General features: G+C 69.1%; 11 protein-coding genes. 7 read left to right on the top strand and 4 right to left on the bottom strand.

Annotated elements, in window-relative coordinates; genetic code table 11:
• Positions 1-9: 9 nt before the first annotated feature.
• Positions 10-771 (top strand): DeoR/GlpR family DNA-binding transcription regulator, encoded by a 762-nt coding sequence (locus tag AB0C21_RS42300; RefSeq protein ID WP_149256809.1) that lies wholly within the window; start codon positions 10-12, stop codon positions 769-771.
• Positions 772-791: 20 nt separating this feature from the next.
• Here the strand turns inward: AB0C21_RS42300 and AB0C21_RS42295 are convergent, their stop codons facing one another.
• Genes AB0C21_RS42295 through AB0C21_RS42285 form a run of 3 tightly spaced genes read right to left on the bottom strand, consistent with a single transcriptional unit; the run spans position 792 to position 3,867 of the window.
• Positions 792-1,652 (bottom strand): carbohydrate ABC transporter permease, encoded by an 861-nt coding sequence (locus AB0C21_RS42295; protein WP_500212067.1) that lies wholly within the window; start codon positions 1,650-1,652, stop codon positions 792-794.
• Positions 1,653-1,663: 11 nt separating this feature from the next.
• The gene (locus tag AB0C21_RS42290) at positions 1,664-2,599 is read right to left on the bottom strand and encodes a carbohydrate ABC transporter permease (protein ID WP_500212065.1); all 936 of its coding nucleotides are present in this window, start codon (positions 2,597-2,599) and stop codon (positions 1,664-1,666) included.
• Positions 2,599-3,867 (bottom strand): ABC transporter substrate-binding protein, encoded by a 1,269-nt coding sequence (locus AB0C21_RS42285; RefSeq protein ID WP_500212063.1) that lies wholly within the window; start codon positions 3,865-3,867, stop codon positions 2,599-2,601. The genes AB0C21_RS42290 and AB0C21_RS42285 overlap by 1 nt, the downstream gene beginning before the upstream one ends.
• 279 nt (positions 3,868-4,146) lie before the next feature.
• Between AB0C21_RS42285 and AB0C21_RS42280 the strand changes: the two genes are divergently transcribed.
• Positions 4,147-4,482 carry a helix-turn-helix domain-containing protein gene (locus tag AB0C21_RS42280; RefSeq protein ID WP_500212061.1) on the top strand — a complete coding sequence of 112 codons (336 nt, stop codon included), beginning with the start codon at positions 4,147-4,149 and terminating at the stop codon, positions 4,480-4,482.
• Positions 4,483-4,532: 50 nt separating this feature from the next.
• Positions 4,533-4,793 (top strand): hypothetical protein, encoded by a 261-nt coding sequence (locus AB0C21_RS42275; protein ID WP_500212060.1) that lies wholly within the window; start codon positions 4,533-4,535, stop codon positions 4,791-4,793.
• Here AB0C21_RS42275 and AB0C21_RS42270 read toward each other — a convergent pair.
• Positions 4,766-5,701, bottom strand: coding sequence for a GlxA family transcriptional regulator (locus tag AB0C21_RS42270; protein WP_500212058.1), 936 nt, complete (start codon positions 5,699-5,701; stop codon positions 4,766-4,768). The genes AB0C21_RS42275 and AB0C21_RS42270 overlap by 28 nt on opposite strands.
• A gap of 313 nt (positions 5,702-6,014) precedes the next feature.
• On the opposite strand from AB0C21_RS42270, the gene AB0C21_RS42265 reads away from it, so the two are divergent.
• The 4 genes from AB0C21_RS42265 to AB0C21_RS42250 form a co-directional block, all read left to right on the top strand.
• The gene (locus AB0C21_RS42265) at positions 6,015-7,256 is read left to right on the top strand and encodes an MFS transporter (protein ID WP_500212057.1); all 1,242 of its coding nucleotides are present in this window, start codon (positions 6,015-6,017) and stop codon (positions 7,254-7,256) included.
• A 198-nt stretch (positions 7,257-7,454) separates the two neighbouring features.
• On the top strand, positions 7,455-8,783 hold the full coding sequence (locus AB0C21_RS42260) for a Dyp-type peroxidase (protein WP_500212055.1): 1,329 nt from the start codon (positions 7,455-7,457) through the stop codon (positions 8,781-8,783).
• A 519-nt stretch (positions 8,784-9,302) separates the two neighbouring features.
• The gene (locus tag AB0C21_RS42255; protein ID WP_500212053.1) at positions 9,303-11,444 is read left to right on the top strand and encodes a M4 family metallopeptidase; all 2,142 of its coding nucleotides are present in this window, start codon (positions 9,303-9,305) and stop codon (positions 11,442-11,444) included.
• Positions 11,445-11,511: 67 nt separating this feature from the next.
• The coding region (locus tag AB0C21_RS42250; protein ID WP_500212051.1) for a M20/M25/M40 family metallo-hydrolase at positions 11,512-12,506 on the top strand (995 nt) is incomplete at its 3' end.

Here is a 12,506-nt window from a genome sequence, read left to right as displayed (position 1 = left end):
AATGATCGGATGCGTCAGCAGAACCGCCTGCCCCTCATCCTGGACAAGCTCGCCCAGCACGGCTCGGTGAGTGTTGTCGACCTGGCGGCCGAGCTGGAGGCATCGCCCGCCTCCATCCGCCGCGACCTGCAACTCCTCGAGGAGCAGCAGCTCCTCAAGCGCACGCACGGCGGCGCGATGGCGGCCGAGGTGATCTACGAGCTGCCGATGCGCTACCGCGGCGGCCGCTCCCAGGAGGAGAAGCGCCGCATCGCGCAGGCCGCGGTGCGGCTCGTCGACGGCTCGGTGCACTCGGTCGGCTTCAACGGCGGCACCACCATCACCGAGCTGGCCCGGCTGCTGTCCACCGGCCGGACGCTCAAGGTCGTGACCAACGCCCTCAACATCGCCGCCGACCTGTCGGTGCGGCCCGCCATCGACCTCGTCGTCACCGGCGGCGGCGTCCGGCCCGAGTCGTACGAGCTGGTCGGGCCGATCGCCGACAAGACCCTGGCCGACATCAGCCTCGACCTGGTCTTCCTCGGCGTGGACGGCATCGACGCCGAGGCCGGGATCAGTACCCACGACGAGATCGAGGCGCGCACCGACCACTGCCTGATGCGCGCCACCCGCCGGGTCGTGGTCCTCGCCGACGGTTCCAAGATCGGACACCGCGCGTTCTCCCGGATCGCCCCGATCGAGGAGGTCGACATGCTGATCACTGACTCCGGGGCCGATCGGGCGGAGCTCGACCGGATCCAGGCGGCCGGCGTCGAGGTGACCGTGGCCTGAGCCGCGGTCACCTCCGGCTCCTACTTCAGGCCCGCGGTGGCCACCGACCGGACGAAGAAGCGCTGGGCCACGAAGAACAGCACGAAGACCGGCAACTGGCTGATCACCGTCCCGGCCATCAGCCGCGGCCAGTCCGTCGCGTGCGCGCCCTGGAAGGTCTGCAGTCCGAGCTGGACGGTCATGTGCTCGGGACTCTGCACCGCGATCAGCGGCCAGAGGAAGTCGTTCCACGTCTGCAGGAACGTGAGGACGGCCAGAGTCGCGAGGGTGGGGCGCATCAGCGGCAGCATCACCTGGAGCAGGATCCGCAGCCGGCCCGCTCCGTCGATCCGCGCCGCTTCCTCAAGTTCCCGCGGCACCGTCGTGAAGAACTGCCGCAGCAGGAAGACGCCGAACGCGGTCGCCAGGTTGGGCACGATCAGGGCGCCGAGCGTGTCGGTGAGCCCGACCGCCCGCACCATGATCAGCATCGGCAGCATGACGATCTGGAACGGCACCATCAGCGTGGCCAGCACCGCCACGAACAGGGCCCGGCTCCCGAGGAACCGGATGCGCGCGAAGGCGTACCCGGCCAGCGAGCAGAAGACCAGGTTGCCGGCCACGCAGCTGACCGACACCAGCGCGCTGTTGCCGAGCCAGTGCTCCAGCGGGGCGTCCCGCAGCGCCGCCGTGTAGTTCTGCCACCGCACGCCCGAGGGCAGCCCGGGCGGGAACCGCCGCGTCTCGGCCCTGGTGGAGATCGACAGCAGCACCATCCACAGCAGCGGCGACACCATGACCAGCGAGAGCGGCAGCAGGACCAGGTGCAGTGGGCTCGGCCGCCGCGACCGGGACTTCACGGACGGACGCGCCGTCGCGGCGCCCGTCCTCGCGGGATCCATCGTCGTGATGCTCATCGGGCCTCAGGGAGGGAGAAGCGGCGGTTGATCGCGAGCTGCAGCAAGGTCACCGCGAGGATCACCAGGAACAGCACGCAGCCGACCGCCGCGGCGTAGCCGCCGTCGAAGTCGACGAACGCCTTGTTGTACAGGTGGTAGACCACGACCGTGGTCGCGCGCAGCGGCCCGCCCTTCGTCGTGACGTACACCTCGTCGAACAGCTGCAACGAGTTGATCGTCAGCCAGACCAGCAGGAATCCGGACGCGGGCGCCAGCAGCGGCAGCTCGACGTGCCGGAACGCGCGCAGCCGGCCGCAGCCGTCCAGCGACGCCGCCTCCATCAGGTCCTTCGGGACGGTCTGCAGCGCGGCGAGGTAGATGATGACCGCGAAGCCCAGCCACCCCCACACCGTCATGGCCAGCAGCGCGTACAGGGCCTCCCCCGGACTCTGGAAGAAGCCCTGCTTCGGCATCCCGGCCTTGGCGAGCGCGGCGTTGACCGGGCCGAACTGCGGGTTGAGCAGCCAGTTGAAGATGATCCCGGTGGCGACGGTGGAGGTGACCAGCGGCACGAACACCGCCATCCGGTACAGCGTGATCCCGCGGATCCGCTGGTTGAGCAGCACCGCGATGGGCAGCGCCAGCGCCATCGTCAGCGGCACGAACAGCACGGTGTAGACCGCCGACCGCTTGGCGGCCTGCCACATCAGCGGATCCTTCACCAGTTCCGCGTACTTGGCGCCGCCCGCGAAGGTCCCCGGCGAGGTCAGGTCGGTGTCCTGGAACGACAGCCAGAACGACCACAGCACCGGCAGCATGCCGAAGAGCCCGATCAGCAGGATCGCCGGGGAGACGAACCCCCAGCCGGCCAGGTGGTCGCCCAGCCGCCGCCGAGACCGGCGCGGGCGTCCCTCTCGCGCGGTGTGCGCGGGCAGGGTGGTGGCCGCCATCAGGAGCCCGCCAGGATCCGGTCGACCTCGGCGGCCGCGTCCCGCAGGGCCGCCTCCGGCTGCTTCTTGCCCAGCAGCACCGCCTGGACGGCCGTCCCGAGAACCTGCGAGATCTGCGGGTACTGGGCGATGTTCGGACGGGACTTGGCGACGTTCTTTTCGAGGTTGTCGATGAAGACCTTGTTGTCCGGATACTTCGCCAGGTAGGCCTTGTACTCGGGCAGCCGCTGCTCCGAGGCGCGCAGCGGCAGGTCGCCCGTCTGCACCGCGTACCGCAGGTGGACCTGCGGAGAGGTCAGCCACTTCAGGAACGGCCAGGCGGCGTCCTTGGCCTTCTTGTCGAACACCATGTAGTTGTCGGGGCCGGAAATGGTGGCGTGGGTGACCTTGCCCGGCAGGTACTGGACGCCGTAGGAGACGTCCTCGTTGATCGAGCCGAGGTCCCACGGCCCGGTCCAGAGCATGGCGATCCGTCCAGAGTTGAACAGGTTGAGGTACTGCTGGTCGCCGGTGTCGAGGTACACGGACTTGTCGGTCACCGCCATGTCGGCCAGCAGTCGCATCGCCTGCCGCCCGGCCGGGGAGTCGAACGCGGCCTTCTTGTTCCCGGCGTCGAGCAGGTCGCCGCCCGCCTGCCACAGCAGGGCCAGGAACCGCCACACGGTGTCCTCGCTACCGTCGTTGACATAGGCCCAGCCGTACTTGTTCCCCCCGGAGAGCTTCCTGGCCGCCTCCCGGAAGTCGTCCCAGGTCCAGGAAGGCGTGGGGTGGTCGACGCCGGCCGCGTCGAACATCTTCTTGTTGTAGACGAGGCCGAGGTTGTCCACCAGGGCGGGGATCCCGTAGATCTTGCCGGACGCGGTCGCACCCTGACGGGCCGCCGGGAAGAAGTCGTTCCAGGCGAAGTCCGGGCTGCCGTTGACCAGCGGCGTCAGGTCCTGGGTCTGCCGGCGGCCGGTGAGCGCGGTGATCGACGAGCCGTACTGGTAGGCGACCGACGGCGCCTTGCCGGACACGAACGACGCCAGTGTCTTCTGCAGGGTGTTGTCGTTGTTGCTGAAGACCGGCTCCACCTTCCGGCCGGGATGCGCGGCGTTCCACTCGCCGACCAGCTTGGTGATCGCGGCCGCCTGGGCGTCGGTGTACCCGTGCCAGAACGTGATCTTGTGTGCGCTTTCGCCGCCGGAACCGCAGCCCGAGCCGGACCCGGCCAGGAGGACGACCCCGGTGAACAGCGCGGTGATGCGGCGGCCGCTCGACTGCCTCATGATCGCCTCCAGATGATCGTGCTCGATTGTGCAGGTTGCGCGGCACTTTAGAACACAATCGCTCAGACGGCAAGGGAGTGTCGGCCAGAATGGGAGGTTGTGTACGGTAAACCCGTCACTCAAGCATAAAACTTCAGTTTTCCTGCGCTGTCTTGCTGGCTTCGGCGCCGTCGCTCCGCTGGCCGGACACGTCGGCTCCCCCTCACCGTCATCACCGGACCTTGTCGATCGCCTCCGCCACGAACTACCTGCTCGCCGCCGCTCAGCACGGCCGGGGCCGTGACCGCGGTCGGGCCGGTCATCGGGACCCTCGCCGGCGACCGGATCACCGACCGGGTGCCGGCGAGTCGCGCCCGCCGGGGCGCCATCGGACCGGCGATCGCAGCGGCCGTCATCACAGTCGGCAAGGGGTCGCTGGAGTTGACCGAACCGGCACGGCCCCTTGACGAAGCGGTTCTGGAGGCGGCGCGCGAGTGCCTGCTGACCATGGGGATGCGCCGTACCACCATGGCCTACATCGCGCGCCGTGCGGGGACGTCACGGCAGACGATCTACCGCCGCTGGCCCGATGTCCAGACGCTGGTGGCGGAGGTCATGACCGGGCAGTGGCCGTAGTGGACGGCGTCCTGGGCAGCGGTGACCCACCGGGCGACCGGGGGGAGATCGTGGACGTCCCGGTCGCGGTGGCCGCCGGGCTTCGTTCCGACCCACTGCTGAGGCGGATCGTCGAGGTCGATCCCGAGTTGCTGGTTCCTTACCTGTTCGACCGGCGCGGCGTCAGCCAAGGCGTGATGCTCGACCGGATCGAATCGATGCTCACCGAAGGGCGCCGAGGCGGAACCGTGCGGGGACTGCTCCGCCGTCATCTGCTCGTACGCCGGCGGACCCGGTGCCGGCTTCACCTGCTCCCGAAGGTGCGCCGGTAGGCGGTGGGGGTGGTGTCCAGCGCACGCCGGAAGTGCAGCCGCATGTTGGCGGCGGTGCCGAGTCCGCACTCACGTGCCACGCGGTCCACCGGGTGATCGGTGGTCTCCAGCAGTTCTCGTGCTCGGCCGAGACGGGCGTTGAGGAGCCACTGCAACGGGGTCGTGCCGGTCTCCTCAGTGAACCGGCGCATGAGGGTGCGCTGCGAAAGGCCGGCGTGCCGGGCGAGTTCACGTAGCGTGATCGGTTCGTCGAGGCGCCGCATGGCCCATTCGCGAGTGTCGGACAGCGATGCGTCGTCGGCCGCCGGGACGGGGGCGGGCACGTACTGGGCCTGTCCGCCTTCGCGGTGCGGGGCGGCGACCAAGCCGCGCGCGATGCGGTTGGCCACCGCCGCGCCGTGGTCGCGGCGCACGATGTGCAGGCACAAGTCGATCCCGCAGCACACTCCGGCCGAGGTGAGGACGTTTCCCTCGTCGATGTAGAGCACGTCGCGATCCACTGACACGGCCGGGAAGTCGCGTTCGAGATCATCGATGTACTGCCAGTGGGTGGTCGCGCGCACACCGTCCAGCACTCCCGCCGCGGCCAGCGCGAAAGCTCCCGTGCAGATCGACACCATCCGCTTGCCCCGCTCGTGCGCCTCGGCCAACGCGGCGAGCACGGCTTCCGGTGGCCGGCAGGGCGGCTCGGACCCCGGCACGATCACGGTGTCGGCGGCGCGCACCCGCTCCAGGTCCGCCTGCGGGAGCACCGTGAAGCCTCCGGTGGTGTGCACCTTCGCGTCGAGGCCGCACACGGTCGTCTCGTACGAGGTCTCCGGCCGGGAAGAGAAGATCTGCGCCGGAATCGCCAGGTCAAGGGGCATGACCCCGTCCAGGGCCAGAAGCGCGACCCGATGAACCGCCATGGCAATATCCTATCGAAGCATGGAAATATTGCCTATCGCCAGGTCAGAGGCGCCTCAGACACGCTGAAGACATGACACGACCAACCCCTGGGACGCGCTGTGCGTGCTCGGCCGCGAGTGCGTCGCACTCGACTTCGGCTCCCGCTGGGGGCCGACCGCATCGAGGCGGTCACCGACGAGCAGGGCGATGCCGTGCACGCCGTGTATCCGCGGCCGGACATGATCCGTTCGCTCGCACGGGCATCTGACAGACCGCAGCGCGCGGGCCGGCTTCCGGACCCACGTGCGGACAACCACCTGCTTGGAACTCATCATGAAGACGGCCCGACGTCCAGGCCTTCGCGGCCTCCTGCTGCCAGCCTCGATCATCGTCTCGTTCCTGGCCTCCTCCAGCGCACCCACGCCGCTTTACGCCAGATACTCGAACCAATGGCATTTCTCCCCGATAACGACCACCGCCGTGTTCGGCATTTACTGCATCGCCGTCTTGGCCGCACTGCTCGTGCTCGGAAGGGCGTCCGACCACATCGGTCGCAGGCCGGTGCTCCTGGGCGCGCTGGCCTTGCAGATCGTAGCCATGGTCGTTTTCAGCGAAGCCGGCGACATCGGCGCCCTGTTCGCCGGCCGCATCCTGCAGGGGGTCGGAACCGGCAGCGCATTGGGCGCGCTCGGCGCCGCGATGCTGGACATCGATCGTGAACGCGGCACCCGCGCCAACGCCGTCGCCCCCGGCCTGGGGTCCGGGATCGGCGCCTTGTCGTCCGGCTTGATCGTCCAGTATCTCCCGGCGCCCACCCGGCTCGTCTACCTCGTGTTCATCGGGGTCTTCCTCGTACAGGCCCTCGGTGTGGCGCTGCTGCCGGAAACCACCGGCCGCAGGCCCGGACTGCGTGCCGCTCTCATACCCGAACTCGCGGTGCCCCGGCATCTGCGTCGTCTCCTTCTCGCGGTGACACCGGTGTTGTTCGCCGTGTGGTCACTCGGTGGCTTCTACGGCTCACTCGCCCCGGCGCTGGCCCGGCAGTTGTCGGGCTCGGACTCCGCCGTGATCGGCGGACTCGGGCTCTTCGTGCTCACCGTGGTTTCGTCCGTCACCATCGTCGCGTTCGCGCGTATCCCGCCCAGGACAGTGATGTTCCTGGGGATCACGCTCCTCGTACTCGGCTCGCTCGGTACCCTCCTTGCCGTCGAGGCGTCTTCGGTTACGGGGTTTTTCGCCTGCACTCTCGTCTCTGGGATCGGTTTCGGTGCGGGGTTCCAGGGCGGGATGCGCACCGTCGTGCCACTGGTCGCAGAACACGAGCGCACAGGCGTTCTCTCTTCGATCTACGTGATCTGCTACCTGGGCATGGGACTGCCCGCCGTCGCCGCCGGGATCCTCGTCGTGCACGGCGGTGGGCTGCCGACCGCGACCAGGGACTACTCGTTGTTCGTGGTCACGTTCGCGGTCGCGACACTCATCAGTCTGCTGCGCATCCGCGGCCGGACGCGACCCGCGCGCCTGCCATGCGCCGCTCACGATGACGTCCGCTGTACGCCGAGCCCGAGCCGCTGACCACCCGTCGGCCCACCTCCGGGTCCACAACGATGCGGTCGGCGCGGGGGCCTTTCGGTGGTGTGCGCGGGCTCCACCATCGCGCGTGGCCCACCAGCACACCGCCTATGACTCAGATCACCTCGCCTGTTCTTCAACACCTGTGCTCCGGTCCGCGTATCCCCGACTGGCTAGCGCAGATCACGCTAAGGGGGGCTCATGTCCGATCGGCCGACAAGCCGCTTGTCGCGGCGCACGGTCATCACCACGGCCGCGGCGACCGCCGGTGTCGCCGCGGCGGGGAGCCTGCTGGCCGCGAGTGATCGCGATGCCGCGCGTCCGTCCGGGATCGTGCCGTTCCACGGAGCGCACCAACCGGGCATCGCCACTCCACAGCAGCGATACGCGCTGTTCGCGGCCTTCGACCTGGAGACCGCCGACCCATCGACCGGCGAGCGCCTGAACACCGGGCAGGCGGAGGCGAACCTGCGGCAGCTCATGCAGGCGTGGACGGTCGTCGCCGAACACCTCATGCAGGGGCGTCCGCCCGGGCCTAGACCCGGCCCCCGACCGGACCTGCCACCGGACTCCGGCATTGCCGACGGCCTGGCACCGTCCCGCCTGACCATCACTTTCGGCTTGGGCCCGGACCTTTTCGAGCGGATCGGCCGACAGCGGGATCGGCCTGGACGGCTGGCCCCGCTGCCGGCCTTCCGCGGCGACCGGCTGGAGGCCGCGTGGAGCGGCGGTGAACTTCTCGTCCAGATCTGCGGCGACGACCTTCAGATCATCAGCCGGGCCTTCCGCGCGCTCCGCAGCCGCGTCCCGGGAGTGGCCCGGCTGCGCTGGAGCCAGCAAGGGTTCCTGGGCCAGTTCGGTGACGCCACGCCGCGCAACCTGTTCGGCCACAAGGACGGCACCGCCAACCCTCGTCCGGGGAACGCCGAGTTCGACCGGACCGTGTGGGCCGCGACGGCGCCCGGACCGGCCTGGTTCGCCGGCGGCACGTACCTGGTCTTCCGGAAGATCCGCATGGACCTCCCGAAGTGGGACACCACTACCGCACGCATGCAGGACCTGACGATCGGGCGGCGGCGCGGCGATGGAGCCCCGCTCAGTGGCGGGCACGAATTCAGCGCACCCGACCTCGGCAAGTCCGGGCCGGACGGCATGCCCCTCATTCCCGCCGACTCGCACCTCGCCCTGATCCGGGGCATCCCGATGATGCGCCGCTCGTACAACTACGACTACGGCGTTCAGGGGATCGCGGAGCCGATCGGCGGGCACCACCATGCCGCGGGCGCGGATCACTCTCACGGCGGAGGCATGGTGAAGCACTCCGGCAGCGGTCACGACTCCTACGACGCGGGCCTGCTCTTCTGCGCCTACCTCAGCGATCCCGCCCATTTTGTCCGCGCCCAGCACCAGCTGGCCGAATCCGACCGGCTCAACGCCTTCATCCGGCACACCGCAAGCGCGGTGTTCGCCATCCCGCCGGGTGTGCGGCCCGGAGAGTACGTAGCCGCCGGCTTGTTCGGGAGCCGATGACGATGGCTTCACGGCAAGAGCGGACCGCCGATCGTGACCTCGGTGACTAGCGTCTACCAGGAGCTCTCCCGTCGGCGCCCACGCCGCGCGCGACACAACCGGCCCGTGACCTGCGGACTCAGGGTGCAAATTCCCCTACGCTGATCGCAGCGAAGGCCACCGGTGGGCGATGCGCCGCGATTGGACGGGCAGCGCCGGCAACCGGCGATGAGGTCGCCCGGCCCGCACCAGGGCCGCCACTTGAATCCATTTGCCGAAGACGCATCCGGCCAGGCTCGATGGCCGGTTTGCCCACCCCTTGCCAGGACCGCACGGCGGCGGTGACCGATCGTGATCGTCCTCGCGCGGTGATGGCGCACGGTAGTTCGACTGTGCTGAGGTTTGCCATCTTTTTGCGGGCGGCCGCCGGTTCATTGCCAGCGGGTTTCCCACATTGCACCGTTCCGTCCAACACGTACCGGGCTTCCTGTGCCCGGACATCGTCTGTGTGCAGAGGGCGGACCCATGAGGCGGTTGGGCGTGATCGGCGCCATATCGGCGATGTTCATCGTCGCGGTTTTCGGCGCGTGTCCGGGTTCGGGAGTCGCGGCGCCGGCGGCAGCAGACGGCCGGACGGGTTATGTACGGCAGGCGGCCGCAGACCGTCCAGGTGAAGAGTTCGTCCATGTCGGCGTCACTCCCGGGCCGCGCGGGCTGGCCTATCACGCCTATGAGCGGACCTATCGAGGACTGCCGGTTGTAGGAGGTGACTTCGTCGTCGTCACCAACGCCTCCGGTGCGGTGATGGGCGATCCTTTGGCCGCGCAACGGCCCATCAGAGTGAACGTCACCCCGGTCCTCACCCCGGCCCGGGCGAAGCGAATCGCCAGGGCCGAACTCGCCAAGGCAACGGCTGTAAGCCGGCCCGACCTGGTGGTGTTCTCTCCCGACCGCGAGCAGACACTCGCCTACCAGGCGATCGTGACAGGACGTTCGGCGCAAGGGCGGCCGAGCAGGCTGCATGTGATCGTCGACGCGCGTTCCGGCTCTGTACTGGGGACCTGGGACGAGGTCATGGCGGGGACGAGCGACGGCTTCTACTACCACGGCGTGACCATCGACACCGAGCGGACCGCTTCGGGCTACGCCATGTCCGACCCTGCGCGGCGAGGGCTGTTCTGCGGCATACAAGGCAATGGCGCGGTAGCGGGACCGGACGACCTGTGGGGCGGCGGCAGCGGCACGGACCTGGAGACGGCGTGCGGCGACGCGTACTACGTGGCGCAGCAGGAGTGGAACATGCTGCGCGACTGGTTGGGCCGCGACGGGTTCGACGGGCAAGGACGAGGGTTCCCGCTGTTCGTCGGGCTCGATGCCGTCAACTCCTATTGGAATGGCCACACCGTCAATATCGGCCGCACCAAGGACGCTCAGCGGCAGCTCTCGGTCCTGGACATCGTGGCACATGAGTTCGGGCACTCGGTATTCCAGTACACGCCGGGGGGCTTCGACGGATACGCCGAGACGTACGCGTTGAACGAGGCCAACGGTGACATTTTCGGCGCGCTGACCGAACATTACGCCGACCACCCCGACGATCCGCCGGACTACCTGTTCGCCGAGCGGGCGGACGCTTTCGGCCGCGGTCCGGAGCGGGTGATGTACGACCCGTCGGCGGGACCGCGTGACGAGCCGAACTGCTGGTCGACCCGGATCCCCGACACCGAGGTGCATGACGCGGCCGGGCCGGCGGACCACTGGTTCTACCTGGTCGCCGAGGGGTCCGCCCCCGGCGGAGGCAAGCCCGCCAGCCCCGTCTGCACCGGCGGTCCCGCGTCGGTGACGGGGGTGGGAATCGAGACGGCAGGCAAGATCTGGATGACCGCGCTGCTGCAGAAGACCTCGTTCTGGGAGTACGCCGACGCTCGCGTCGCGACGCTGAACGCGGTGGGCCAACTGTATCCGGGTGACTGCGGCAAGTTCGACGCCGTCAAGGGCGCCTGGGACGCGGTGTCGGTGCCGCCCCAGCCAGGTGAGCCTGGACGTCCGGCCGAATGCGGCACTCCGGCCGGCGACTTCTCGATCGCGGTGTCTCCGTCCTCGGCGACCGTCGATCCAGGTGGCACGGTGACGGCGACGGTGTCGACGCGGACCGTCTCGGGCGAGCCTCAGCAAGTCTCGCTGGCGGCACGGAACCTCCCGGCGGGCGTCACGGCTCGCTTCGAGCCGCCGTCGGTCACCTCCGGCGCGCAGTCCACCATGACGCTGACCGCTACGGCGTCCGCGCCGGCGGGCAGCCATCCGGTGACGATCGCGGGTACCGGCGGTACCGCCGCCCGCAGCGCCGCGTTCGCGCTGACGGTGGGGCAGGCGGCACCCGGCGGGTGTACCGGCTTCGAAACGAGGAAGACCGGCGCCCTGGCCTCTGGAGCGAGCGCGTACGCCGCCTTCGAGTCCGAGGCTTCCGGCACCCACCGGGCCTGCCTGGACGGTCCTGCGGGCGCCGACTTCGACCTGTACCTGCAGAAGTGGGACGGCACGTCGTGGACCACCGTGGCGCGCGCCACGACCCCGGCCGCCGACGAAGAACTCGCCTACTCCGGAGCGGCCGGCTCCTATCGCTACCGCATCCGCTCCTACCGGGGTGCGGGCGATTACGTCCTCGGTTACGACGCGCCCTGACCTCTCGCTCTCGGTGTGCAACCGGCGCTCAACCCCGCAGAAAGGCGGCCGAAGGATGAGACAACGATTGATCGCGCTCCTGACGGCTCTCGGCCTGGTGTTCTCAGGCGTGACGGTTCAGGCCGGCCCGGTGGCGGCCGACGCTCCAAGGACGTCCGCCTCCACGCTGATGGGCGGGCCACCCGACATTCCCGCCGAGAACGTCATGGCGCATCTTGAACGGTTCCAGTCCATCGCGTCCGGCAACGGTGGGAACCGTGCCCACGGCACTCCGGGCTATCGGGCGTCGGCCGATTATGTGAAGGCGCAGTTGGACGCCGCCGGCTACACGACCACGCTTCAGCCCTTCACCTATCGCGGAGCCACCGGTTGGAACGTCATCGCCGAGTGGCCCCATGGGGATCCGGACCATGTCGTCTTCGCGGGAGCCCATCTGGACGGTGTTCCGGCGGGCCCGGGCATCAACGACAACGGGTCCGGCTCCGCCGCGGTCCTGGAGGTCGCCCTAGCCGTGTCCCGTGCGGGCCTCCGGCCGCAGAAGCGGTTGCGGTTCGGCTGGTGGGGGGCTGAGGAACTCGGCCTGATCGGGTCCCGGTACTACGCCGACAACCTGCCCGCGACCGAGCGCGACAAGATCGATATCTACCTCAATTTCGACATGGTGGGGCAAAAGGACACCACGTCCTGGGGTGTCTACAGCCATACGCCGGCGGTCGCCGCCACGTTCAAGAAATACTTCGCCGACCGGAACATCCCCACCTCCGACATCCGATGGGACGGCAGTTCCGACCACTCGTCCTTCACCCGCCACGACATCCCTGTCAGCGGCATCGGCTCGAGCGACGATCCGTGCTACCACTCAGCCTGCGACACCATCTCCAATGTCGGGTCGCGGGCGATGGGCATCAGCACCAACGCGATCGCCTTCGCGGTCTGGGACCTGGCCGGCGATGGCGGTCCTGCGGACAACGACTTCTCGGTGTCGGTGTCGCCGGCGGCCGGGGACACCGACCCGGGCGGCTCGGTGTCGGCGACAGTGGCGACCGCGACGGTGAAGGGCCA

The organism is Spirillospora sp. NPDC049024 (assembly GCF_040649235.1).
Lineage (GTDB): Bacteria > Actinomycetota > Actinomycetes > Streptosporangiales > Streptosporangiaceae > Spirillospora.
This window is presented reverse-complemented; position numbering and strand designations above follow the sequence as displayed.